Origin of the sequence: Desulfotruncus arcticus DSM 17038 (assembly GCF_900113335.1) — a bacterium.
In the GTDB taxonomy this organism is placed as follows: Bacteria; Bacillota; Desulfotomaculia; order Desulfotomaculales; family Desulfallaceae; genus Desulfotruncus; species Desulfotruncus arcticus.
Genome location: NZ_FOOX01000017.1, coordinates 68342 through 93129 on the forward strand (window position 1 = coordinate 68342; position 24788 = coordinate 93129).

23 protein-coding genes, 5 tRNA genes, 1 riboswitch and 1 other annotated feature are annotated in these 24788 nt (G+C 47.3%); of the genes, 1 reads left to right on the forward strand and 27 read right to left on the reverse strand.

Annotation, left to right across the window (positions count from 1 at the left end; translation table 11 throughout):
• Positions 1–88: 88 nt before the first annotated feature.
• The 17 genes from BM056_RS19435 to recO form a co-directional block, all read right to left on the reverse strand.
• Positions 89–164, reverse strand: a tRNA-Val gene (locus BM056_RS19435).
• An 88-nt stretch (positions 165–252) separates the two neighbouring features.
• Positions 253–328: transfer RNA gene (locus tag BM056_RS19440), tRNA-Val, on the reverse strand.
• A gap of 3 nt (positions 329–331) precedes the next feature.
• Positions 332–407 (reverse strand) — tRNA-Glu (locus BM056_RS19445).
• A 22-nt stretch (positions 408–429) separates the two neighbouring features.
• Positions 430–504: transfer RNA gene (locus tag BM056_RS19450), tRNA-Ile, on the reverse strand.
• A gap of 8 nt (positions 505–512) precedes the next feature.
• A tRNA-Asn gene (locus tag BM056_RS19455) sits at positions 513–587 on the reverse strand.
• A 67-nt stretch (positions 588–654) separates the two neighbouring features.
• Positions 655–1761, reverse strand: a complete 1107-nt coding sequence (gene rpoD, locus BM056_RS19460) for an RNA polymerase sigma factor RpoD (RefSeq protein WP_092473560.1) — start codon at positions 1759–1761, stop codon at positions 655–657.
• Positions 1762–1778: 17 nt separating this feature from the next.
• Complete coding sequence (gene dnaG, locus BM056_RS19465) at positions 1779–3557, reverse strand: DNA primase (RefSeq protein WP_165613617.1); 1779 nt, start codon at positions 3555–3557, stop codon at positions 1779–1781.
• Positions 3558–3675: 118 nt separating this feature from the next.
• Positions 3676–4689, reverse strand: a complete 1014-nt coding sequence (locus BM056_RS19470; protein WP_092473564.1) for a deoxyguanosinetriphosphate triphosphohydrolase — start codon at positions 4687–4689, stop codon at positions 3676–3678.
• A gap of 314 nt (positions 4690–5003) precedes the next feature.
• A complete protein-coding gene (locus BM056_RS19475) occupies positions 5004–5618 on the reverse strand; it encodes a flavodoxin family protein (RefSeq protein WP_092473566.1) in 615 nt (204 codons plus the stop codon).
• 35 nt (positions 5619–5653) lie between these two features.
• Entirely contained in the window at positions 5654–6223 is a 570-nt protein-coding gene (gene thpR, locus BM056_RS19480; protein ID WP_092473568.1) for an RNA 2',3'-cyclic phosphodiesterase, read from the reverse strand.
• 214 nt (positions 6224–6437) lie between these two features.
• The gene (ppdK, locus tag BM056_RS19485; protein WP_092473570.1) at positions 6438–9080 is read right to left on the reverse strand and encodes a pyruvate, phosphate dikinase; all 2643 of its coding nucleotides are present in this window, start codon (positions 9078–9080) and stop codon (positions 6438–6440) included.
• Positions 9070–9900, reverse strand: a complete 831-nt coding sequence (locus BM056_RS19490; protein ID WP_092473572.1) for a pyruvate, water dikinase regulatory protein — start codon at positions 9898–9900, stop codon at positions 9070–9072. The genes ppdK and BM056_RS19490 overlap by 11 nt, the downstream gene beginning before the upstream one ends.
• A gap of 20 nt (positions 9901–9920) precedes the next feature.
• Positions 9921–10562 carry a transcriptional regulator CcpN gene (gene ccpN / locus BM056_RS19495; protein WP_092473574.1) on the reverse strand — a complete coding sequence of 214 codons (642 nt, stop codon included), beginning with the start codon at positions 10560–10562 and terminating at the stop codon, positions 9921–9923.
• A gap of 235 nt (positions 10563–10797) precedes the next feature.
• Complete coding sequence (gene glyS, locus BM056_RS19500) at positions 10798–12885, reverse strand: glycine--tRNA ligase subunit beta (RefSeq protein WP_092473576.1); 2088 nt, start codon at positions 12883–12885, stop codon at positions 10798–10800.
• Between the two features lies 1 nt (position 12886).
• Positions 12887–13765 (reverse strand): glycine--tRNA ligase subunit alpha, encoded by an 879-nt coding sequence (gene glyQ / locus BM056_RS19505; RefSeq protein WP_092473578.1) that lies wholly within the window; start codon positions 13763–13765, stop codon positions 12887–12889.
• Positions 13766–13825: 60 nt separating this feature from the next.
• Positions 13826–14040 (reverse strand) — a binding site (T-box leader).
• Between the two features lie 57 nt (positions 14041–14097).
• Positions 14098–14559, reverse strand: a complete 462-nt coding sequence (locus BM056_RS19510; RefSeq protein WP_092473580.1) for a DUF4342 domain-containing protein — start codon at positions 14557–14559, stop codon at positions 14098–14100.
• A 109-nt stretch (positions 14560–14668) separates the two neighbouring features.
• Complete coding sequence (recO, locus tag BM056_RS19515; RefSeq protein WP_165613618.1) at positions 14669–15424, reverse strand: DNA repair protein RecO; 756 nt, start codon at positions 15422–15424, stop codon at positions 14669–14671.
• A gap of 134 nt (positions 15425–15558) precedes the next feature.
• Between recO and BM056_RS19520 the strand changes: the two genes are divergently transcribed.
• Positions 15559–16164 carry a UbiX family flavin prenyltransferase gene (locus BM056_RS19520; RefSeq protein ID WP_492207423.1) on the forward strand — a complete coding sequence of 202 codons (606 nt, stop codon included), beginning with the start codon at positions 15559–15561 and terminating at the stop codon, positions 16162–16164.
• On the opposite strand, the gene corA is transcribed toward BM056_RS19520, so the two are convergent.
• From corA to BM056_RS19570, 10 genes are all read right to left on the reverse strand, one after another.
• Positions 16161–17132, reverse strand: coding sequence for a magnesium/cobalt transporter CorA (gene corA / locus BM056_RS19525; RefSeq protein WP_092473585.1), 972 nt, complete (start codon positions 17130–17132; stop codon positions 16161–16163). The genes BM056_RS19520 and corA overlap by 4 nt on opposite strands.
• A gap of 148 nt (positions 17133–17280) precedes the next feature.
• Positions 17281–17449, reverse strand: a riboswitch (M-box (ykoK) riboswitch).
• Between the two features lie 56 nt (positions 17450–17505).
• Positions 17506–18402 (reverse strand): GTPase Era, encoded by an 897-nt coding sequence (gene era, locus BM056_RS19530; protein ID WP_092473587.1) that lies wholly within the window; start codon positions 18400–18402, stop codon positions 17506–17508.
• The gene (locus BM056_RS19535) at positions 18399–18794 is read right to left on the reverse strand and encodes a cytidine deaminase (protein WP_238456562.1); all 396 of its coding nucleotides are present in this window, start codon (positions 18792–18794) and stop codon (positions 18399–18401) included. The genes era and BM056_RS19535 overlap by 4 nt, the downstream gene beginning before the upstream one ends.
• Positions 18795–18825: 31 nt before the next feature.
• Positions 18826–19185 carry a diacylglycerol kinase gene (locus BM056_RS19540; RefSeq protein WP_092473590.1) on the reverse strand — a complete coding sequence of 120 codons (360 nt, stop codon included), beginning with the start codon at positions 19183–19185 and terminating at the stop codon, positions 18826–18828.
• Positions 19186–19191: 6 nt separating this feature from the next.
• A complete protein-coding gene (ybeY, locus tag BM056_RS19545; RefSeq protein WP_092473592.1) occupies positions 19192–19653 on the reverse strand; it encodes an rRNA maturation RNase YbeY in 462 nt (153 codons plus the stop codon).
• Entirely contained in the window at positions 19637–21784 is a 2148-nt protein-coding gene (locus BM056_RS19550; protein WP_092473593.1) for an HD family phosphohydrolase, read from the reverse strand. The genes ybeY and BM056_RS19550 overlap by 17 nt, the downstream gene beginning before the upstream one ends.
• Positions 21785–21788: 4 nt before the next feature.
• Positions 21789–22769 (reverse strand): PhoH family protein, encoded by a 981-nt coding sequence (locus tag BM056_RS19555; RefSeq protein ID WP_092473595.1) that lies wholly within the window; start codon positions 22767–22769, stop codon positions 21789–21791.
• Between the two features lie 16 nt (positions 22770–22785).
• The gene (gene yqfD / locus BM056_RS19560; protein ID WP_092473597.1) at positions 22786–24039 is read right to left on the reverse strand and encodes a sporulation protein YqfD; all 1254 of its coding nucleotides are present in this window, start codon (positions 24037–24039) and stop codon (positions 22786–22788) included.
• A 13-nt stretch (positions 24040–24052) separates the two neighbouring features.
• Positions 24053–24337: a sporulation protein YqfC gene (gene yqfC, locus BM056_RS19565; protein WP_092473599.1), complete on the reverse strand. Its 285-nt coding sequence runs from the start codon at positions 24335–24337 to the stop codon at positions 24053–24055.
• 84 nt (positions 24338–24421) lie between these two features.
• Complete coding sequence (locus tag BM056_RS19570) at positions 24422–24664, reverse strand: hypothetical protein (RefSeq protein ID WP_092473601.1); 243 nt, start codon at positions 24662–24664, stop codon at positions 24422–24424.
• Between the last annotated feature and the right edge of the window lie 124 nt (positions 24665–24788).

Genomic DNA, 24788 nt, shown 5'->3' on the forward strand with positions numbered 1-24788 from the left:
AAATTTTACCACAGAGCGAGTTTAAACGGGTATAAAAAAGCAATAGCGCCGGAGGTTGTCTCCGGCGCTTAACTTTACTAACATATGGTGGTGGGCGATGACGGGCTTGAACCGCCGACATCCTGCTTGTAAGGCAGGCGCTCTCCCAGCTGAGCTAATCGCCCTTAAAATGCTATACCAACGGGCAAACTAACGGGATTACTTTTTTTGGGGAAATAAGAAGGCCTGTTCGCCAGACCTTCTTTAACTTCATGGTGGGCGATGACGGGCTCGAACCGCCGACATCCTGCTTGTAAGGCAGGCGCTCTCCCAGCTGAGCTAATCGCCCTTGTGGTGACCCCACCGGGATTCGAACCCGGGTTACCGCCGTGAAAGGGCGGTGTCTTAGGCCTCTTGACCATGGGGCCGTTTATATCAACTACTGCATTTTGGTGGGCCCACTAGGATTCGAACCTAGAACCAGCCGGTTATGAGCCGGATGCTCTACCGTTGAGCTATGGGCCCGGGGGATTTGGCTCCCCGAGCTGGATTCGAACCAGCAACCCTCCGGTTAACAGCCGGATGCTCTACCGTTGAGCTATCGAGGAACGCTGCAGTAGTTATTATACAACAAAGCTACCCCACGGTCAATAGATTATTTGAAATCAAAATTTGCTAGTCCAGGTAGTCCTTGAGTTTTTTGCTGCGGCTGGGATGACGCAGCTTTCTTAATGTTTTCGCCTCAATTTGCCGGATTCGCTCCCGGGTTACCCCGAATTTCTGACCGACTTCTTCAAGGGTTCTCGCCCTGCCGTCATCCAGACCGAAGCGCAACCGCAGGACTTTTTGCTCCCTGTCTGTAAGCGTTTCCAGCACTTCATCCAACTGCTCGCGGAGCAGGGTAAAGGAAGCTTCTTCCGCCGGTGCCCTGGCATCATGGTCTTCAATAAAATCACCCAGGTGTGAATCTTCCTCTTCACCAATAGGTGTTTCCAATGACACAGGTTCCTGGGCTATTTTCATTATTTCCCGGACTTTGTCTTCAGAGATACCCATTTCCTTGGCAATTTCCTCCGGAGCGGGGTCCCTCCCCAGTTCCTGCAGCAGCTGTCTGCTTACCCTGATTAGTTTATTGATGGTTTCCACCATGTGCACCGGTATGCGAATGGTCCTGGCCTGGTCCGCGATGGCCCTGGTAATGGCCTGGCGAATCCACCAGGTTGCATAGGTGCTAAACTTATAGCCTTTACGGTAATCAAACTTTTCCACGGCCTTAATCAGGCCAAGATTGCCTTCCTGGATCAAGTCAAGAAAAAGCATGCCTCTTCCAACGTAGCGTTTGGCGATGCTCACCACCAGGCGTAAGTTGGCTTCGGCCAGGCGGCGTTTGGCCTCCTCATCTCCCTGCTCCATACGTTTGGCCAGGTTTACTTCTTCTTCGGGAGTAAGCAAGGGCACACGACCGATTTCCTTTAAATACATGCGGACCGGGTCATCTATGCCAACGCCCTCGGGGACAGTCAAATCTACTTCAACATCTTCTTCGGCGTCTTCTTCCATTGATGCATCATTGATGTTCTCGATATCCTGTGTTTCCGGGACAACTTCAATGCCCATAGCGGCCAACTTTTCGTATATGTCGTCCATTTGCTCGGGGGTAAGTTCTATGCCCTGAAGGCTATCCATTACCTCGTGGTAGGTCAGGACTCCCCTCTTTTTGCCCTTTTCGATCAGTTCCTTGACATCTTTAAGCTGCTCTGTTTTGCTCGGGTCCTCCCTCATTGCGCATTCCCCTCCTTTCAGGGCTTGTCGGCTATACTGATTTCATGCAGGATTCGGTCCATTTCTGCACTATTGCCTGATTTTTCAGCGTTGGCCAGCGCCATTACTAATTCGTTCCTGTATTGCAGCAACCGTTTTCTTTTGATGGCGGCAATATATCCCGGCAGTAAAGCTTTTATATCTTCACCTGGAATAGGCTCCATTAACAGCATACCCAATTTTTGCTGGTGTTCTTCCTCCAAGCGATCAAACAAAGCAGAAGGATTATAAGAAGAACTCAAATAAATCTCCAACAATTGGTCATAAACACAAGAACAAAACGGATCTTTGAAAAAATTACCTTTCAGTTCACTGGCAACCTCTGTTATAGTTTCGGCATCCTCCAGCATTATTCTAAGAAGTTCATATTCTGCCTTGTCCCCAAAGTTAATCCTATTTTTTCTAATAATATTATGCTTATTTTTAGCAATTTTATCCGGGTTTGTCCCTTTTTTTGGATTATTTTTGTAAAATCTATGCAATTCTTCAGCCACGGCATGAAAACTTGTGTATAATCTTGATGCCACCATTTGAATTGCTTCTGTCTTTTCCAACTCAGCGCTTATAGCGGCAATACTGGGCAAAACCTCTTCTAAGATAGCATCTTTACTTGAAGAAACGTTCTTATATTTTTCCAGTGCCATTTGAAGTTTAAATTCTACCAGCGGAACTGCCCTTTCCACCTGGCGCTGCCATTCTTCATAGCCTCTGGCTCGTAAAAATTCATCGGGGTCCTTGCCCTCCGAAAGGTGCAGTACCCTTACCCTGCAGCCGGCTTCCTGCAATATATCAAGGCCCCTTACAGCTGCCGCTATCCCTGCTGCATCGGCATCGTAGGCGATAATAACTTCCCTGGTCTGGCTGGCCAGCAGCTTGCCGTGATCCCTGGTGAGACTGGTGCCCAGTGAAGCCACGGCATTTTTAATACCATACTGATGCGCGGTAATAGCATCCATGTAACCTTCGGTTATAATAACGTAACCCGCTTCGCGAATATGCTGCCTGGCTTTATCCAGCCCGTACAAGATTTTACTTTTGTTAAAATATTCCGTTTCCGGAGTATTTAAATACTTGGGATTACTTTTATCTAAAACCCTGCCCCCGAATCCGGTTACCCTGCCACGGCTGTCATTAATGGGAAACATCAGCCGCGCTCTAAAGCGATCATAGGTTTTGTTATTATTATTACTTACCGCCAATCCCACATCAATCAGGCTACGGATTCCGATTCCCTTGTCTCGCATGAACCGGATCAAAGCATCCCATTCCGGCAGGGCATAGCCCAGGTTAAAATCTTTTATTGTGTCAATGGTAACGCCTCTGCTTATTAAATAGCCTCTGGCGGCTTCCGCCCCCGGGTTCCGCAATAAAACATTTTGGAAAAATTCGCTGGCCAGAGAATTAATTTTCCAGGCCTTTTCTTCCTGGCGCAGACGTTCCCGGGTTTGGGGGCTAAAGCCTTCCGGAACAGGCACTCCCACCATTTCTCCGAGCATTTTGGCCGCTTCGGGAAAAGAAACGTTATGCTGAAGCATTAAAAACTTAAAAACATTGCCTCCAAGATTACAGCCAAAACAATAGAAAATCTGTTTTTCGGGAGTAACCGTAAACGAAGGTTCGGTTTCATGGTGGAATGGGCATGGCGCAACGTAATTCTTACCTTTTTTTTGTAAGGTAACGTATGACGAAATAATTCTTACGATATCGGCCCGGTTCCGAATATTATCCAGTATTTCCCCGGGAATATACCCTCCCACCATACCACCTTCCGCTAAAAATATATAGCAACTGGTTTCTTTTCAAAAAAATATACCAGTCGTTTAACATTTATTCGCTGTCACTATAAATTATCCTTCCGTGTTCGACATTTTTTTGTCACCCGCTGTCCCCGGGGATGGCAAATGACCGGGGAATAAACAGAGCTTTAAACTGGGCTATGGCATAGCGATCCGTCATACCTGCAATATAATCGCAAACAGCCCTTTCAACGCCAACTGTTTCTCCTCTAATATGGTATTCGGCGGGAAGCTTTTCAGGGTGTTTGTTCCAATAATCAAATAGAAACTGGACCACATGCCGGGCCTTGCTCTCCTCACTTTTAGCCTCAGAGTCTACATAAACATGATCAAAAAGGAATTCCCGTAGTTTATCAGTGGCCTCCTGCACCTGGCTGCTCATGGTAATTTGCGGTTTGCCCCAACTGCTATTAATCAAATCCACCACCATATTGTTGATTCTGGTTCGGTGTTCAGTGCCCAATACATCAAGGCAAAATTGCGGCAAATCACTGGTCTTTAAAATCCCTCCCCTAACGGCGTCATCTATATCGTGATTAATGTAGGCAACGCGATCGGCTATTTTTACTATTTGTCCTTCCAGGGTGGAAGGAATGACCTTGCCCGTGTGATTTAATATACCGTCGCATACTTCTCCGGTTAAGTTCAGCCCCCTGCCTCCTTCCAATTCCTCTACCACCCGCAGGCTTTGCCGGTTATGCCTGAAGCCGCCTGTCATTATCTCATTTAAGGCACTTTCCCCGGCATGACCAAATGGGGTATGACCCAGGTCATGGCCCAGCGCTATGGCTTCAGTAAGATCCTCATTCAATCGCAGCGCCCGGGCAACAGTTCTGGCAATTTGAGATACTTCCAGAGTATGGGTAAGCCTGGTGCGGTAATGATCTCCCTCAGGGATAATAAACACCTGGGTTTTATGTTTTAGCCGGCGAAACGCCTTGGAATGAATAATTCTGTCCCTATCCCTTTGATAAGCAGTTCGTACGCTGCAGGGCTCCTCGGGATATCGGCGCCCTGCCGTGCAGCTGCTGCGGGCGGCAAGATGGGAAAGCAGTTTATCTTCCATTTCTTCACTGTGCTGGCGAATATTCAACCGGCCGCACCTCACTTCAAGTATTCAGTATTCAGGAGTCAGGAGTCAGGAGTCAGAATAATTATAGACAATAACCGTTCGATCATCCTGCCCTGAAAAAACTTTTGTGGAATCAAGGTACATGATATATCTGACCCAATAGCGGGCGGACAGAGTCGTCCGCCCCTACCTAAATCCAGCCTTTTTACATTTTACTGATGGCGCCGCGTCAGCGGCATGGGCGTCTGCTCCTGACTCCTGAATTCTGAATTCTGACTCCTTTAAAAAATATACCCCCGACAGTTTAAGAACCAGCGGGGGTGTGAGGCAAATGCTTATTTGCCTTGCGTCCGGTGAGCACGAAGTTCCATTGTGGCCCTAGCCACTTCCATTACCCTTCGCGCCAGTATCCGCGACCGCGTTATCCCATTCTGGTCATCACTGGCCTGACGTTGCGCGCAGGCACCCTGGTGCCCTGCATCATCTTCAACATACCCGTCACCAATTACAGTCATACCCTGACACAACATTATATCCTGCATGGCCCGAATGGTGGTCTCCTGGCCGCCAAAGCGGGCCGCACCCACGGCAAGGGCACCTCCGACTACATTTATAAGAGCTTTTTCTTTGCGCAAAACTCTGGATTTATCCCAAAATGATTTAAGCTGCGCTGAAACAGTGCAAAAATATACCGGGCTTCCTATAATTAATCCATCACACCGGCGCAACAAATTATAAGATTCCTCGAGCTCCGTTCCCCGGTAGCATTTGCCTTCGCATGGGTTAGTACAGGCAAGACAATAAGGTATCTTCAATTTTGACATTACGTCTGATACTTGCAGAAAATACCCCTCGCCGCCACCTTTGGAAACTTCGTCAAGTGCAGTTCTCAATAAGTAAGCAGTATTACCGGTGGGATTAGGACTGCCGTTGATAGCGACAATAAACATAAAGATACTCCTTCCTGCCAACGCGCTATTAATTGCTACAAACGCAGAGTCACCAGCGTCGTGTATATTGGCCCTTTGCGGGTAAGGTGGCTTTCAATGAGATTTACCGAATCAACAGTAATCTTATTAATATTTTCAATTTCCCCGGCAAGCGCATTGGCCCGTTTTACCAGTTCAATGCTTCCCCCGGCTGACCTGAACCTTCCCAGAGTAAGGTGAGGTGAAAAGCGATTGTTGTGATCTGTGTACCCCAGCACAGCCATAGCTTCCTCCACCTTTTCGTGAAGGTGTCTGAACTTAACCAACTCACCCCTGATCCCGATCCAGATGACCTTTGGTCTGCTGGGTCCGGGGAAAAATCCCATACCCGCAAGCTCAAGTGAAAAGACACCCGTTCCAACAATTTCGCGTTCCACAGCCTGAATGATTCTGCCGGTTTGGCCGGCCGGTATATCCCCGAGAAACTTCAGGGTAAGATGAAAGTTCTGCTGCTCCACCCACTTTACGTCTGAAGGAATCTCCCGAAGACGGGATTGCAGGCCGAAAATTTTTCTTTTGATGTTATCAGGCAGAGTAATTGCCCAAAAAAGCCTTTTTTGATCCACCCGTCCACCAGCCTGTCAGTTCTTTAACAAGTAGTTCTTTAATAAGTTTGATACTTATACTTACTCTTTGCAGGTTTCTTTTATTTCTATATTTTTTTCCCAATTCCCTTTTATTTAACAAATATTTAATAAAGATTAATAAATATTTAAGAGAGGGCGAACCCTCTCTTTATTCTACTATCCAACATTTTTTCACGTTACTTGTTTCTGGCGATCAGTTGTTCACTTTGGCCTGGGCTGCTGCCAACCGGGCGATAGGGACTCTGAACGGTGAGCAGCTAACGTAGTTTAAAGCGGTTAGGTGGCAAAACTCTATCGATGAAGGTTCTCCACCGTGTTCCCCGCAGATCCCGATTAACAGTTCCGGCTTGACGCTGCGACCCAGCTTGACGGTCATTTCCATCAACTTCCCTACACCTTTGCGGTCCAAAACGACAAACGGGTTTTCCGCCAGCAATTTTTTCCCCACATATTCCTGGAGGAATTTGCCTTCGGCATCGTCCCGGCTAAAGCCCAGGGTAGTCTGGGTCAGGTCATTGGTGCCGAAAGAAAAGAAGTCGGCGACACCGGCAATTTCATCCGCCAAAAGCGCAGCCCTTGGCACTTCAATCATGGTCCCCACGGTATATTCAAATTGTGTTCCGGTTTCCTGCATAACTGCTTCGGCCACCTGATCAACCATGCGGCGCAGGAAAGAAAGTTCATTAACATCTATCACCAGTGGAATCTCCACTTCGGGTATTACCTTGTAACCTTCCTTAATGAGACGAACCACCGCCTGGAAAATGGCCCTGGCCTGCATGGCGTATACCGAGGGGAATGTTATACCAAGACGGCAGCCCCGGTGTCCCAGCATGGGGTTAAATTCGGACAAAGCCCTGACTTTCCTGAGCAAATCCTCTTTCTCAGTCAATTCCTTGCTGTCACCGCCGGTCAGACGCAGCCTGGTAATCTCAACCACCAGTTCCTCAGCATTGGGCAGAAACTCATGCAGCGGCGGATCCAGCAGTCTGATGGTTACGGGTAAACTTTCCATTGCTTTTAAGATACCGTAAAAATCCTCTTCCTGCATGGGCAACAGCTTGGCCAAAGCTTGGTCCCGCTCGGCATCCGAGGAGGCAAGAATCATATCCTGAACTATCGGCAGGCGATCCTGAGCCATAAACATATGCTCAGTACGGGTTAAGCCAATTCCTTCAGCGCCGAACTCCCTGGCGATGGCCGCGTCTACCGGATTGTCTGCGTTGGCCCTGACGCCTAACTTGCGAATTCCGTCAGCCCACTCCAAAAGATGCTGGAACTCGGAGCTAAGTTCAGGGTCGATCATAGGCACATCACCAAGAATTACCTGTCCTGTGGCACCGTCTATGGAAATAATATCGCCTTTTTTAATAGTTAAATTATTAACGGTAAATTCTTCTTTTTCATAATCAATGCGAATTGCCTCGCAGCCGCAAACACAAGGTTTACCCATACCACGGGCCACTACCGCCGCGTGACTGGTCATACCGCCCCTGGAGGTAAGAATACCCTGGGCCTGGACAATACCGTGAATATCATCGGGTGTGGTTTCCGTGCGGACAAGAACAACCTTCTGACCTTCCTGACCCATTTTTTCAGCTTCGTCCGCTTCAAATACAACTTTACCCCCGGCGGCGCCAGGTGAAGCGGGAAGTCCCTTGGCAATTATCTTCAGCTCAGCATTGGGGTCGATGCGCCTGTGCAGCAAGTGGTCCAGGTGAGCCGGTTCCACCCTGGTTATAGCCTCTTCTTTGGTGATCAGTCCTTCGTTAACCATATCGACAGCAACTTTAATAGCCGCCTGGGCGGTACGTTTCCCGTTACGGGTCTGTAAAATGAACAGTTTGCCGCGCTCAATGGTAAACTCAATATCCTGCATGTTGCGATAATGTTTTTCCAGCAGATTGCAGGTTTCCACAAACTGTTTGTAAACCTCCGGCATCTCATCTTTGAGGGTGGCAATAGGCTGGGGGGTCCTGATCCCGGCCACTACATCCTCACCCTGAGCATTGATCAGGTATTCGCCGTACAGTTCGTTAACACCCGTGGAGGGGTTGCGGGTAAAAGCCACTCCGGTGCCGCAGTCATTGCCAAGGTTGCCAAAAGCCATAGCCTGGATATTTACTGCTGTTCCCAGGTCTTCGGGAATTTTGTTAACTTTGCGGTAAACAATGGCCCGGTCAGTATTCCAGGAATTAAATACTGCATAAATCGCCTTAAAAAGCTGTTCCATGGGATCCTGGGTAAACGGGCTCCCAGTTTCACGGTTAATTATTTTTTTATATTCTTCAACAACTGCCTGCCAATCTTCAGCAGTTAATTGACTGTCAAACTTAACATTGGCATAGTTTTTCTGGGCTTCCAGCGCCCTTTCGAACTTTGCATGTTCAATACCAAGCACTACATCTCCAAACATATTTAAAAAACGCCGGTAACAATCCAAAGCGAATCTTCTGTCACCGGAAGCTGCCGCCAAACCTTCCACCGTTTGGTCATTTAGTCCCAGGTTTAAAACAGTATCCATCATACCCGGCATGGATATGGGCGCTCCGGAACGGACGCTGACCAATAGCGGGTTCTCCGCATTACCTAACGCCTTGCCGGTTTTAGTTTCAAGCACTTTTATTTTTTCTCTGACTTGCTCCTCCATACCCGGTGGAAACTGTCTGTTTTCTAGGTAAAACTGGTTGCAGGCCTCGGTGGTGATAATTACTCCCGGAGGAACGGGTAAACCTATGTAGGTCATTTCCGCCAGGTTCGCACCCTTGCCGCCAAGAAGATTCTTCATATCCGCCCGGCCTTCTTCAAATGCATAAACCCATTTTTTACCTGCCATATCTCTCACCCCTGTAATATATTTCGAGTACCCTGCTGGCAGTCTCTTCGACTGCCTTATTAGAAACATCAATAACGGAGCAACCCGCCTTTTTCATAATGCCCTCGGCATATTCTATTTCTCGCAAAATACGTTCCATACTTGCATAATCCGCATTTGATGTAAGGCCCAGCGACTTTAGCCTTTCACGCCTGATTTCATTTAATAAACTGGGCCGTATGGTTAAACCAATCAACTTGTGCGAGGGCAGGTTAAATATTTCCTCAGGTGGGGAAACCTCCGGCACCAAAGGTACGTTGGCTGCTTTGATCCGCTTGTGCGCCAGATACATACACAAAGGAGTTTTAGATGTCCGGCTGACCCCCACCACCACGAGATCAGCCCGGTTAATGCCCCTGGGGTCCTTCCCGTCGTCATATTTAACAGCGAATTCTATAGCCTCAACTTTGCGAAAATACTCCTGGTCCATTTTCCGCACCAACCCCGGCTCAAGCTTGGGTGGTTTCCCTTTAAAAGTAGTAAGGGCGTCAAGCATTGGGGTCATGATGTCAACCGTCAATATGTTATATTTTTGCGCCTCTTTATTAATAACCTCCCTAAGTTCAGGCGAAACCAGGGTATAGGCAATTAAGCTGTTGTGCTGTCTTACCTCCTCAATAATCTCATATATCTCAGATGCATCATTGACGTAAGGAACCCGGCGGATCTCCACTTCTTCGCCGTTAAATTGGCTGGCCGCGGCCCGGGCCACCAATTCCGCCGTTTCACCGATGGAATCAGAAATTATAAATATAAATTGCCTGGAATCACTTGTTTCCATGGAAATGGATACCGCCCTCCTTAATAATCTCCTTCACCGAGCTCGACAAAAAGCCGGGTTATATTTGTTTTACTAAACCTTCCAATTACTTCAAATACCATTGCGCCATCTTCCTGGGCATTAGCTTTAACTACCGGCAGAGCATCTACTTCGTGGTTAATTAATTTCCTTGCCGCTTCCCATACCGATTCGTCAGGTTCCGCGTAGATTATATTGGGCATTCTGGTCATTATTACCCCCAGGGGCAGTTTATGAATATCCTGCCCGCCCAAAGTTGTTTTTAAAAGGTCTTTGCGTGATACAATACCCTCTAAAAAACCACCCTCGCGAACCACAAACAGTGTGCCAACGTCCTCGATAAACATGGTCACCACAGCGTCATAGACGGTGCACTTTTCGGGCACCACAACGGGGACTGATTTGACTTCACCAACTTTAACCTGGTGCAGTTTTTCCGCCAGCACCCGGCCAGGCTTCTTGCCGCTGTGAAAATAACCAACCCTGGGACGCGCTTCCAGCATGCCCGACATGGTCAAGATAGCCATATCAGGGCGCAATGTTGCCCTGGTGAGATTTAGCCGGTCTGCAATTTGTTCGCCGGTAATAGGACCTTCTCTTTTAACTATGTCTAATATAATTTGTTGTCTGTCTGTAAGCTGCATATCATCGCCCCTTGGAGAGCAAATATGCTATACTAATATACCTTGCCTCCATAAATAATATATATTATATGCGCACTATTGATTTTCCTCTAAGCTTGAAAAATATTTTTTTACTATTTATGTACTCACAATTAATAAATTAGAATTCAGGAGTCAGAATTCAGAATGCTACTATACGATAAAAAGTGATTTTATCATTCTGACTCCTGAATTCTGACTCCTGGCTCCTTTATTTTTACTTATTTTGTACAACCAATTTACTTAAATCTGCTACCCTACCAATGAAATCAGCTATATTTTTTAACAGCGCCAACCTGTTATCCCTGATCCGCGGATCTTCAACCATTACCATAACATCCTCAAAGAATCGATCAACCGGTTTTTGCAGTTCCGCAATCAATGAAAAGGCCGTGTTATACTCCCGCGCTTGGCAGCTATCTCCGGCTGCTTTTGATACTTGATGAAAAGCGGCATAAAGCTCTCTTTCAACTTCTGTCTCAAACAACGCCGGGGCCACCTGATCGCTCTCGGTCTTTTTGCTTAAATTATAGGCCCGGGTAAAAGCAGTTAACAGCGCCTCGAAAGCCGGTTCGGACCGGAACTGCTCCAAAGCCTTTCCCCGCAGCCAGGTATCGTAAGCTGCATCGTAACCGGGGGCAAGAACAGCATCAACCGTATCATAGGAAAGCCCGCGCTCAATGAACAAAACCCGCAACCGCTGTTTGAAAAATTCACCAAGTTCTGAGATAACCTGATCCACGCCAAGTTTCATTTTCACCCGGTCCGCATAGTTATTATAAGCCTGTTCGATCATCTCAGCTAATGACAGCGTCAGGCCGGCGTCAAGAATGATATGACATATTCCCAAGGCCTGTCGTCTTAATGCATACGGGTCTTGTGAGCCGGTAGGCTGAATGCCGACACCGAAACAACCCACCAGTGTATCCAGCTTATCAGCAATACTTAAAATTTTGCCCGGCAGCGTATCAGGCAGGTCATCTCCGGCAAATCTGGGCAGATAATGCTCATAGATTGCCAGCGCAACCCCTTCCGGTTCGTTGAAGCGACGCGCATACTCTCTGCCCATGATTCCCTGCAGTTCAGGAAATTCATAAACCATATTGGTCAGCAAATCCGCCTTGGCCAGGCGGGCGGCCCTGAGCAAGTTGGACCGTTCTTCAGGAGGCGCTCCAAGCCGGCCTCCAATATAATCCGCCAGGTTGGTTATGCGCTGCACCTTTTCATATATTGTGCCCAGGCTTTCCTGGAAAATGACTTTTTTCAATCTGTCTACCTTATCCTCCAGCGGTGCTTTGAGATCCTCCTGCCAGAAAAATGCGGCATCCGACAGCCGCGCCCTTAACACTTTTTCATTTCCCGCCCGGACAATATCTACATTTCCGGCACCACCGTTGCTTACAGCCACAAACAGCGGCAGCAGCCGGTCATCCGAACCACGGACGGGAAAATAGCGCTGGTGCTCCCGCATAGGTGTAATTAAAACTTCCTCGGGCATTTCCAGATAACGCCCGTCAAAGCTGCCGCATAGAGCGGTAGGATATTCAACCAGGTTGGTGACCTCATCCAGCAGTTCCTCGTTCGTTTCCGGTCTGCCGCCCTTTTCGACCGCAGCTTGCTCAATCTGACTGCGAATTTTACTTTTCCGTTGGTCGATGTCAGCCATAACAAAAGCTTCTTCGAGCACCCGGCAATAGGAACCTGCATCAGTGATTTCCACCTTTCCGTAACTTAAAAAGCGGTGGCCCATGGTGTAGCGGTCCGACCGCAAACCCGCAAACTCAAATTTGACCACATCTTTTCCATAAAGACAAAGCAGCCAGCGTATGGGCCGGGCAAACCTAACCTCCAGATCGCCCCAGCGCATGGGCTTGGGAAAATGCAGCCCCTCAATTAGGGCCAGAGCAATGGCCGGCAAAACGGCAAAAGTTTTCCCGCCTTCTTCCTTTTTAAGGGCAAAAACATATTCTACCGGACCTACCGACTTGCGCACCAGGTCTTCCACCTGCACGCCCTGGCTTTTGGCAAAGCCCTGGGCCGCCCGGGTCGGCTCCCCGGCGGCATTAAAAGCCACCTTTACCGCCGGCCCTTTGGCTTCCTGGATAAGTGCTTCCTGATCCTCTGCGAGGTCACTAATTAATATTGCTATTCTCCTGGGTGTTCCATAAGTTTTTATTTCCTTATAGGCAATTCTGCTGTCGCGCAAAGCTTTCCCCGCCAGTTGCCGCATTTGCTCCACAGACGGGGCAATGAAACGTGCCGGCAGCTCTTCCATGCCAATTTCCAATATAAAATCCCTGGCCATATCAGGCACCCTCCTTTTTCAGCAGGGGAAAACCCATATTCTCCCTTTGTTCAACGTATTTAACAGCACAAGCCCGGGCCAGATTGCGCACCCGATGGATAAACCCTGTCCGTTCAGTTACGCTGATAGCCCCCCGGGCATCCAGAAGATTAAATGCATGGGAGCATTTTAAAACATAATCATAAGCCGGCAGTACCAGGCCCTTTTCTGCTATTCCGACAGCTTCCCGTTCATACATATCAAACAATTGAAATAACATATCCGTATCTGCTGCTTCAAAGTTATAATGGGAATATTCAACTTCCCCGCGATGGTGGACTGCACCATATGTAACACCATCAACCCATTCTATGTCAAATACACTGTCTTTCTCCTGAATGTACATGGCCAGCCGCTCAAGCCCGTAGGTAATTTCCGCGCTTACCGGCCGGCAGTCAATGCCGCCGCACTGTTGAAAATAAGTGAACTGGGTAATTTCCATGCCATCCAGCCAAACCTCCCACCCCAGGCCCCAGGCCCCAAGGGTTGGTGATTCCCAGTTATCTTCCACAAACCGGATATCATGTTTATCCGGGTCAATACCGATGGCTTTCAGACTTTGCAGATATACCTCCAGCACATCATCCGGTGATGGCTTTAAAATAACTTGAAACTGATAGTAATGCTGCAGCCGGTTGGGGTTTTCTCCGTACCTGCCGTCGGTGGGCCGGCGCGATGGTTCAACGTATGCCACCCGCCAGGGTTCGGGCCCTAAAGCTCGCAAAAAAGTGGCTGGATTCATTGTCCCGGCGCCTTTTTCAACATCGTAAGGCTGCTGAATGATGCAATTCTGTTTGGCCCAGAAGGTATTAAGAGTTAATATCAGCTCCTGGAAGTTCATGATTTACCAACCTCCCTTAAAAAATAATAAAAAAACACAAAACCTCCCGCCCCGGCAACAGCCAGGGACGGGAGGCATATTCCCGCGGTTCCACCCTGTTTGGCTGCCCAGTCCGGCAGCCCACTCTTTTTTGCAGGTTTTACTGACCGCATATATGACGGTTTTCCTCCTGCAGCTCGGGAACCCCTTTCACCGGGGCAATCCACCGGCTCACACCAACCGCCGGCTCTCTGACAGAAATTCTTCCCGGGTACTCTTTCCCTCATCGCCTAAAAATATTTAGATGACAAAACAAATTTATCAAATTTAATCTGTAAAGTCAAATAAAAAGCTTATTGCAAGCTGTCTTTGTCAAATTGAAAAGTTTCTGCGCCTGATTCGTTTTTATCAACTTTAACTTCAGGGTCTTTATCTTTACGCTCAAACTCAAGTGTATATTTTTTGGCCATGGCCGTAACAGTTCCCAAGGCGCCAAGTACCGCCAATTCACTGCTAGCCAGAGCAGCCAGTAATCCCACCGCGCCTACTGAAGCGGGCACTTCAAAAACTGTCCTGTCTCCCTGTTTGACTTTTATTCTGGTCTCCTGACCACGATGCAGAATGGACTTCAAATTCTCCAAAAGATCCTGTCCACGGCATTGTATTCTTTCGGTAAACTGCTGATCTTTTTCTTCCAGGTTCATTAACGCCTGAACGACATCTCCTCCTGCTTCATCCAGCGCCTTTTTGGCCTCTCTGTAGGTTACGCCTATTCTAGCCCTTATCAGATCAATGTTCTCCAATTCATTGCTCACGAAATTACCCCCTTTAGTCCGGCGGGCGGACAGAGCCGTCCAACCCTACGGCTTTAAACTGAATAGCTACAGATAATTTAACCTTATCTGCACTTGTTTTATACATTTATCAGGGCTTGTAATCCCGGACTTTTTCCATGAATTCCAATGGGCCGGAACGTCTTTCCGTAAGCCATTTTAAATATTCAGTCATAATTAGTTTAATTTGAGCTCCTGCTTGCCGGGTAATACGTATTCTTTCAACCGTAACCAGTTCCCAGTTCAGCAGCGCTTTTAGCACCGAAACCGCTTCCCCGCCGCAGAAACAGTCCGCTGTGCCGGGTGTCCTGCAATTCCGGCAGACAAGGCCGCCTGCCCCGGGACTAAAGTAGCTGTTCGGGCTTAAATTAGTTTCACCGCAATTCGTGCAACTATCCAGGTGGGGTAAATAGCCAAGCAATGAAACCAGCCGTAATTCAAAGCTTCTGATCGCCAATTCAGGTTTTTTCGTCTTTTCAAGTACTCTTAGAATGCCGAGCAGCAAACTGAATATATGCTGATCGGGCTCACCGTCCGCAGTCAGCCGGTCAACCAGTCCGGTTGCGTGCCCGGCATAGCTCATTAGGTCCAGGTCGGCCCATAGAGCGGGGAAAATTTCGCGCCCCTCACATTGGCTAACGCTGTCAAGCTCCCTGCCCCGGCGCAGCAAAAAATCAGTATGACAAAAAGGCTGCACAGCACCCCTTTTTTTACTGGTGGGTTTGGCAACACCATGGGCAACAGCCCTCACTTTTCCCTTTTCCCGGGTATAAAGGGTCAGGACACGGTGTGCATCGCGCATTTCGTATGAGTTTAAAACAATAGCCTGTACCCTGTACAGTTGCATAAATACTCCTCCCGGCGGACAGACACCCATGCCGCTAAACGCGGCGCCAGCATTTTTTTCCAGGCAGACCGGCGGTAATCCCGCACCAAAAGTTATCCGAACAAAAAGATCCCCGACAGGGGGGGAATTATTTTATCTGTGTTGAAACAGTTTATTATCAAACCCACAGGAGGAAAGCAATGCGTATTGTTACAGCAATCACAGGCGCCACCGGCGCTGTTTACGGTATTACCCTGGTTCGGGAACTGGCCCGGGCAGGAGTGGAAACCCATTTAGTGTATAGCAACTGGGGCCGGCGAACAATAGAAATTGAAACAGGCTATAAATTAAAAGATATCAATGCCCTGGCCGCCGCAGTTTATCAAATTGATGATCTTGCAGCGGCAATCTCCAGCGGTTCCTTTAAACACCAGGGTATGGTTATTGCCCCCTGCAGCATGAAAACACTTTCCGCCGTAGCCAATGGCTACACGGATAATCTGATCAGCAGAGCAGCCGACGTTACTTTAAAGGAAAAACGCAGGTTAGTCCTGCTGCCCAGAGAAACACCCCTGCATGAAATCCACCTGGCCAACATGCTCAGGCTGGCCCGGGCCGGAGCAGTTATCATGCCTCCTGTACCGGCTTTTTACAATCGTCCTTCCACTATTACGGATCTGGTGCTCCAAACAGTAGGCAGGGTGATGGATCTGCTGGGAATAGATCATAACCTGACTCCCCGTTGGAAGGGACTGGATTAAATCCACTTTTTCATTTTAAAGATTAAAAACATCCATACGGTAATCACGAGCAAACCGGCGGTAATAGCCACCGTTGCCCAAACCGTCTCCTGCTCCGGTAAAGGCACGTTCATACCAAAGAAGCCGGTAATAAAGGTCAGCGGCATAAAAACAGTTGATATGAGGGTAAGGATCCTAATTGTTTCGTTGGTTCTGGCACTGATAATTGAATAATACGTTTCCAGTGCGCCATCCAGCAAATCCCGGAGGCTTTCAATGGTGTCGATGATTCGTTCAATATGGTCTATCAGGTCCAGGAAATACGGTTCACTTTCTTTGGAAACCTGGAACATAAATTGCCCGTTCATGCTGGTGAACATTCGCTTTAAAGGGTGAATGGCCCGCCGCATGGATAGCAGCGTTCTTTTCAACGCCAGGAATTCCTCTGTAATTTCTTTACTGGGTTGCTCGTAAAGCTGATCTTCCAGTTCATCAACCCGCTGGTCGATGCGGTCAAGAATTGGAAAATACTCGTCAGTAATTCCATCAAATATGTGGTATAAAAACATATCTGATCCATTTTCCATGTGTTTGGTGATATTGGTCAGGCATTCCCTGGCCAACCGGCCCAGTATGGGCAGGTTCCTGCGATGAACGGTGACCACATAATTAGAGCTCAGAAAAACGTTGAGCTGCTCAGGCGTAATTTCTTCGTCGCTGTCTTCCTTATAGCGCAGCGCGTGCAGCATAAAAAAATAATATTTATCATAGGTGTCTATTTTGGCCCTCGGGCTGTGCTGCAGGCAGTCCTCAACAGCAAGATAATGAAAATCAAATACCTTGGCCAGGTGACTTAATTCTTTTTCGTCCTTAAAGTCGTATAAATCCACCCAGAGTAAGTCATCTTCGTGTTGAATCAAATTAAGGGACAAATCCACATCATGCAATAATTTTCTCTGGGTGGCACTGTAAAAATATGTTTTGATCAACCGGGTCACCTCCATGAAAGTTTTGTAACAAATAATTTAAGTTAATGTTCCGGCATCGTCGATTTGGTATTTCTTCCATGTAAGTCACCCCTTTCGCCGACAATATAAAAGGCCTTCAATTGCATGTAAAATGAAGACCATAAATTTATTACGTCTTCAGTCGTGCAAGCTTTGGCTCTGTACAGCTAGAGAAATTATTTCTCAGCCACGTTAAGTAAAACCTTAATTCGGCAATACCTGTTAACCCGTTACTGTCTCTCGACATTTCCGGGCAGCGGCCTGTGTCTGTACAGTAGCCTCACCTAACGAAGATTTAGTTGTCTTAAATACAATAATATTACTTGCATTTTTTAAAGTCAAATCAATGTTTGCTTTAATCTTCAACAAAACCGAAGTTCTTCATTTGGATATCATGGTTGCGCCAATCCTTTTTAACTTTAACCCAGAGCTCGAGAAATATTTTTGAGCCCAGCAACGCTTCTATTTCCTCTCTGGCCAGCTTGCCCACTTCCTTCAGCATTCTGCCGCCCTTGCCGATTAATATACCCTTTTGGCTTTCCCGCTCGGTATAGATGATAGCACTGACCGCCACAAGATTTTCGGATCTTTGCTCCACCTCCTCTATTACTACGGCAACAGAGTGAGGAACCTCCTGGCTGGTTAAATGCAGCACCTTTTCCCTGATCAACTCGGCCATAATAAATCTTTCGGGTCTGTCGACCACCACATCATCGGGGTAGTATTGAGGACCTTCCGGCAGTCTGTCCACAATTGCCTGGTGCAGCCTTTCGACGTTTTCTCCTGTCAAAGCTGAAACAGGGATTATTTCGGCAAAATCATGTAATTTGCTAAACGCTGCAATAATCGGAGCCAGTTCCGCCGGCTTTACCAGATCAATTTTATTTATCACCAAAATAACAGGTTGAGCAACCTGTTTCACCTGTGTAATGATATAGTTATCGCCGGCCCCCGGCATAACCGCTTCAACCAGCAGCATGATTATGTCAACTTCCCGCAGTGTCTTTAATGCGGTTTCAACCATTCGTTCCCCCAGCTTATGCTTGGGTTTGTGAATACCAGGCGTGTCAATAAAAACCACCTGATAATCCTCACCGGTTAATACCGACTGAATTTTATGCCTGGTGGTTTGCGGCTTATCGGACATGATAACCACTTTTTGGCCTACCATCCTATTTAGCAAAGTGGATTTACCAACATTGGTACGGCCGGTTATCGTAACAAAACCAGATTTAAACCCAACTTTGTTCACAATGTATCCCCCTGATTTTGGCTTTTGACGAGAGAAAAAGCTCCCGGCAAAAGTTCATTTACGGTCATTTCGCGATATTCGCCCCGGCGGTTAGCCAGGTAAACCCTCATGTCGCCGCCGAATTCGGACAACACCTGGCGGCAGGCGCCACACGGACTGCAGTATTCTTCCGTGCCGGCAACTACAGCCAGCGCTTTAAATGAACGCTGCCCGCAGGAAACAGCTTTAAACAAAGCTACCCGCTCAGCGCAAACTGTAAGCCCGTAGGATGCATTTTCAATGTTGCATCCGGTGTAAACATCGCCTTCCGTGGTCAGCAGGGCCGCGCCCACTGCAAAGTGTGAATATGGTGTGTACGCATATTTCCGAGCTTCCAACGCTTTATTAATCAACTCTTCCGGATTCACTAAATCACCCCGATAATTATCTGAAAAGGCCGGCCAGACGCGGCCATATTAGCAGGTAGGCCACCACCAGCGCATTTATGGCCGTTAATAAAACCGCGCCCGCGCCTACATCCTTGGCCGCGCGGGCCAGGGGATGGCGGTTTAACGTAAAAAGGTCAACTACCGCCTCAATGGCGGTATTAAACATTTCAGCAGTTAAAACCAAGAAAATGGTCAAAGACATTATTGCCAGTTCCGCCGGCGGCATGCCAAGAAATAAGCAGATAACTACAACCAATACCGCCACCACAAGGTGAATTTTCATATTGCGCTGGGTTTTTACGGCATATCGTACGCCTGCTACTGCCCAGCCGACAGCCCGCGCAAATTTCAACAAGCCACATCACCCTTCCAGCAAAAGCACCCGGTTCAGTATCTGCTCCTCCTTTTCCCGCATTACTTTTTTTTCAGTATCGGTCCCATGGTCGTAGCCCAGCAGATGCAATACACCATGCACGGTAAGATAAGCAATTTCCCTGGTTAGCCCGTGACCGTATTCTTCAGCCTGCTGGAGTGCCCTTTCCAATGAGATCACAATATCCCCCAGCATAATTGAATCGCTGCCGTCCTGCAGCGGCTCACCCTCCAGCATGGAAAAGCTGAGCACGTCTGTTGGTCCGTCTATATTGCGGTATTGTTTATTCAGGTCTGCTATATATTCGTTATCGGTAAAAACAAGGCCAACCTCAGCAGCCTGATACTTTACATGGTCAGCCAGAGCTGTCTCCACCACCCGGGTAAGCAAGCCAATCAGCTCCTCATTAACCGGAAGCTTTTCCTGTAAATTACTAACGACCAGTGGCACGCTTTTTCTTTCTCCTTTCCATTTCCTTGGTCATATCAGGATATTCTATCCTGTTATGGAATATGCCTGAAAGCATTCTAATAAAAGTCGCAGCGATTGCGTCCAGGTCCTTGAGGGTCAGGTCGCTTTCATCCAGCTGGCCATCCATTAGCTTGTCCTTGATAATTTTGCGCACTACCCCTTCAATACGCTCGGGCGTTCCGTTTTGCAACGACCTGACCGCGGCTTCCACCGCATCGGCCAACATTACAATAGCTGCTTCCTTGGTTTGGGGCTTGGGCCCTTCATACCGGAATTCATCTTCGGTAACACTTTCATTTTTATTATTCTCCACAGCCTTGTGGTAAAAAAAGCTGCATAAACTATTTCCATGGTGCTGCTCGATGACATCAGTTATCCCCTGGGGCAGCTTGTTTTCCCGGGCCAGTTCCACGCCGTCTTTAACATGGGATGTAAGAATCAGGGTACTTAATGTTGGTGCTATCTTATCATGCGGGTTGTCACCCATTTGATTCTCTATAAAAAAGTAAGGTCTTTTCATTTTACCAATATCGTGATAATATGCCGCCACTCTGACCAGCAGCGAATCCCCTCCCACGGCATCCGCTGCGGATTCCGCCAGATTACCCACCAGGAGACTGTGGTGGTAGGTTCCCGGAGCTTCAATCTGCAGGCGCCGCAGCAGCGGATTCCCAGGATTGGACAGCTCTAAAAGGCGGACCGATGACGTTATACCAAAAGAGCTTTCCAAGTAAGGCACTGCGCCATTGGTTAAAACTGATGAGAGAATACCGTTTAAAGAGCCCAGAATCAAACTGGAAGATATGGTTAATCCCAATGGGGTCCCGCTGATCAGCCCCATGGAGAAAATTGCCAAAATATTCGCCGCGCCGGTGTAAAAACCCGCTCTGGCCATATCGCTGCGCTGGCTCAGCTTGCTCACACCATACACACCGGTGATACCGCCAATCAAGGCTACTACAGCAAATCTGATTTGCCCCCCGGTCATTAAAGCCAGCAGAAAACTAATTACCGCCACAACGAGCACCGCTAACCGGGAATCAAGCAAAATAGCGATTAGCATTCCCGCGGCGGCAATAGGCGCCAGGTAGCCGAATAAGGCGGCAAAACCGGGCCACTGGCTTAAATTTATGGCTATTATAGCTTTAGATACCCCCAGGGTGATAAAAACAATTAACCCCAAAAGATAGAGATGACCGGCGCTCTTATATATTTCCCGGTTTTGTTGGTACAGATAAAAAAGCACCACCACCATTAAAAGCGCCACCAGCAAGGCCGAACCCAATATTGACGAGACAGGAAGAACCGGGCGGGAAAGGCCTAACGCCTCAAGTTTGGTAATATGTTCCTCGGTTACAATTTCACCTTCCCCGATGATCTTTTCCCCTTCTTTAATGGAAACCATTACCGGGGGAACGGCTTCCCTGGCAGCCTGCTGCAAGCGTCTGGTCTCATCAGGATCGTCAAATTTATTGGGGCGCAGGTAGTTTTTGATCATATCGGAACCAACAGAGTTATATGGAGTTTCCAGCTGCAAATTGGGTATTTGACCAACCAGCTTGTCCTCAACTTCTGTCGTGTTCTCCTGGGTAACGCCCTCATCCATAGCTTGTGAAACAAGCCCGGTTATACCGGTCTCCAGCTTTCTTAAAATATCAGAGTTGGGACGGGCCAGTATTTTTAATGTGCTGTTTGATATACTAAACGGTATGGTTTCCTTTAATTTACTGATTTTTTGATCTTCATCCAGGCTTTCGTCTGTTTGTATTTTATCTATGTCCGCAATTAGATTGGAAATATTTTTTTGCACATCAATACTGACCTGCGGGTCAATAATATACTGTTTTTCAACCTGAGCCGCGGCAATATTTCTTGCTTCCGTGGTTTTGTTTTTATCCTCATACGTAACACTGCGCGGCGCAAATACATTTGTTGGTGAAACCTGGCCAACCATAAGGTTAATTCTTTGGGGCATAAATTCAACCGAAATTAATAATGTCAGTGCAACAAAAAAAACGAAAGCGGCCAAGCCGCGCCGAACTTTTCTTCTTCCGGCCAAATTGAAGAATACTTGCGCTATCTTCGCCCGAACCTTTGCCAGAGGAAGCATTTAATCACTCCTCTATATCCCCAGACGTCGTGCTTCTTTCCTCATATGCCTTGACAATCCTCTGTACCAACGGGTGTCTGACAATATCTTCCCCGGAAAAATGATGAAAAGACAAACCTTCTACATCATACAACACCTGCAGCGCATGAACAAGACCTGATTGCTGCCCCCGAGGCAGGTCAACCTGGGTTACATCTCCGGTAATTACCGCCCTCGAACCAAAACCAAGGCGGGTAAGAAACATTTTCATCTGCTCCGGTGTAGTATTCTGAGCTTCATCAAGAATAACAAAGGAATCATCCAACGTCCTTCCCCGCATATAAGCGAGAGGGGCAATTTCAATGACGTTGCGCTCAATATATTTCTGCGTACTTTCAAAACCCAGCACATCATACAGGCTGTCATAGAGAGGGCGCAAGTAAGGGTCGACTTTTTCCTGTAAATCACCAGGCAAAAAACCCAACTTTTCCCCGGCCTCCACAGCCGGCCTGGTCAGTACAATCCTGTTTACACTGCGGTTGCGCAAAGACCTGATAGCCATAACCACGGCCAGATAAGTTTTTCCCGTACCTGCGGGACCAACAGCAAAAACGATATCATGTTTCTGCAGGGCATCAATATATCTCTGCTGCCCCGTAGTTTTGGGCTTGATTTTTTTGCCTCTGGGGGTTACCAGAAAGACATCTTTGGCAAGCCCCGCAAGGGCACCGGAATTACCGGCTTTAATGGCCTTAATGGTATAATTTATCTCGTGCGCAGTCAACCGGTTGCCTACCCTGCAGTACTCCTGCAGCTGGTCAACAATCTCTTTTGCCTTTTCCACCTGGACACGCTGCCCGATAATAAGCAATTCCTCGCCGCGCGCAACCATTTTTACCCCAAGTGAATTTTCCAGTAACAATAAATTTTCATCGTGTTTGCCGAAAATTTCCGCGGCAATGCCGACATCATCAATTAGCACCCGTGCTTCTATGTTTTCCGCCAATTATGCTTAGCCTCCTTTAGCTCAACGGGTGGGGTTTCTCCGTTCCTATTTCCTCTATTGTTTCTACTAACGCCTTTACTCTTACCATATTTTCATTTTCCGCAATTTTCACTTCTTCATAGTGCTTGTTCGTTATCCGAGCCCCGGACGGGATGTCTTTTTCGATTTCAGCAATCGCACTTTGACCGGCCATACGAAACGCTTCCGCCTTGCTGTAAGTCTTTGTATAATCAACTTTTTCCAGGTACTTAACCTTTATAAATTCGACGGGAATATTAATATTCCTCCAGCCAGTGATCTTTTTGCCATCTGCCCGGGTGTCATATTTAGCATAAGGAACATCCCTGGGTCCCATTAGAATTATTTCCTTTGCTCCGATTTTAATGCAAAGTTTGGTAATCTCATGTCCCGTATAGTTTTCACCCTTTTCCACCAGAGGAACTTCCGTATAACCTTCGTACCAAACGCTGGCCTTGACAATGCCTTTGGCCTGAACATATTTTACCGTCTGCTCTTCCTCCTGCGGTTCCCGGTCGCTTTCTTCCGGATTATCCAGTTCATCCTCTTCTTGCGGCGGCGGAATAGCAGCAGATATCAGTACCTGCCCTGTCTTAACGGTATCGCCCTCCTGAACCAGCGGCTGCCCCTGCAGAACCAGTATCTGTTTAATCAGGCCATCTTTAGCCGCCACAATATCAATTTTTGCATTCAGGTTATTATGGGGAGGCAGCACTTTTTCCACAACTTTAACCTCAACCCTTGTCCCATCAAAATAAACACCAACCCAGGAAAGATTCGGGAGTCTGTTAATAATAATTTTTTCAAGTTTTTCACCATCAATTGCGGGTTTAAAAGCTCCGGGGTATAAACCGGACTGGCGGGCAACTTCTTTAATCTCCTGTTCACTGATGCTTTTATTACCGGATACGTTAATAAACCAAACAAATGATGAAGACAGATATAACGCCATAACAAAAAACAAAGCGCCCAAAAGCATGGTTTTGCGCCTGCGCAATTTTACAATAGCAAAAGGGAGACCGGCTTTTTCAACAATTGTGAACCTGCACCGGGTCATCCTGGCTACATGACGCAAGGGTTGTACACCACTTAAACGAACTTTTAACGTTACTCTGTCTGCTCCCACCCCGGAGATCCCCCACAAAAAAATTCCTCTGGAGGTGGCCATATTAATAAATTTTTCCAGACAATCTTCCGGCAAAGCTATTGTTACATAACCGGCTAAATAAGATAAAATTTTAAACAATAACATTTTCCGCCACCCCCTAGCTTAAAAACGACACCGCTGATATTTGGCCCTCAACACATATTTCGTCAGGCAGAATATTGCGCAGGGAAAGATTCTCACCGGTAACCTCAATAACCGTATCATTTACAACAACCCGCACCAACCGGGGATTGTACTCCTGGATACCACGGTGATTTTCTATAAAAACCTGAAGATTGCCCACAAGAACAATTTTAGGCAAGTCCAAAACAATATCGCCCGGCAGATCAAGATAATCGGATAATTGCCTTTTAACCCTGTTTTTAATATCCTTCCATGCCATAAAAAATCCCCTCCTTGCCACTATAAATCTATGCGGCAGGAAGGGGAAAAATAACGGAAACGTTGGTTAATTGTACCAATAAAATTAACTTTGCTCAGCTTTTTTCATTTCCAGCATCGCGTCAGTAATGACTTCTGCTGAAAGCCCCCCGTGAAAACGAGGCTCATCATTAATAACGGTTAACGGTAAACGTACCCTGGGAAGAATAGAAGCAATCTTGGGATAGTCCTTTATCTCTTCCGAAGTTACATCAACAAACTTTACGCTGACTTCTTTACCAAAATTTTGTTTTAAAGCCGTGCTTAAATCTTCGGCTTCATCTTTCATTGTCTTTTGCGGCCCGCAACCTGCGGAGGGTTTCGGTCCTCAGCCAAAACTCGGGGCCGGGGCATTTAAGCCAAAAACAATAACTTCATACTGCTGCATAATGTCCCCCCTTAATTAATATAAG

Excerpts from the sequence above, each read along its gene's own strand:
- glyS (WP_092473576.1), bottom strand. The coding sequence starts at position 12,885 with ATGGCCAGGGATTTTATATTGGAAATTGGCATGGAAGAGCTGCCGGCA.
- BM056_RS19570 (WP_092473601.1), bottom strand. The coding sequence starts at position 24,664 with ATGAAAGATGAAGCCGAAGATTTAAGCACGGCTTTAAAACAAAATTTT.
- recO (WP_165613618.1), bottom strand. The coding sequence starts at position 15,424 with ATGCAACTGTACAGGGTACAGGCTATTGTTTTAAACTCATACGAAATG.
- ccpN (WP_092473574.1), bottom strand. The coding sequence starts at position 10,562 with ATGCAGCTTACAGACAGACAACAAATTATATTAGACATAGTTAAAAGA.
- yqfC (WP_092473599.1), bottom strand. The coding sequence starts at position 24,337 with ATGGCATGGAAGGATATTAAAAACAGGGTTAAAAGGCAATTATCCGAT.
- glyQ (WP_092473578.1), bottom strand. The coding sequence starts at position 13,765 with ATGAACTTCCAGGAGCTGATATTAACTCTTAATACCTTCTGGGCCAAA.
- rpoD (WP_092473560.1), bottom strand. The coding sequence starts at position 1,761 with ATGAGGGAGGACCCGAGCAAAACAGAGCAGCTTAAAGATGTCAAGGAA.
- BM056_RS19550 (WP_092473593.1), bottom strand. The coding sequence starts at position 21,784 with ATGCTTCCTCTGGCAAAGGTTCGGGCGAAGATAGCGCAAGTATTCTTC.
- yqfD (WP_092473597.1), bottom strand. The coding sequence starts at position 24,039 with ATGTTATTGTTTAAAATTTTATCTTATTTAGCCGGTTATGTAACAATA.
- ppdK (WP_092473570.1), bottom strand. The coding sequence starts at position 9,080 with ATGGCAGGTAAAAAATGGGTTTATGCATTTGAAGAAGGCCGGGCGGAT.
- BM056_RS19475 (WP_092473566.1), bottom strand. The coding sequence starts at position 5,618 with ATGTTTATTGTCGCTATCAACGGCAGTCCTAATCCCACCGGTAATACT.
- BM056_RS19490 (WP_092473572.1), bottom strand. The coding sequence starts at position 9,900 with ATGGAAACAAGTGATTCCAGGCAATTTATATTTATAATTTCTGATTCC.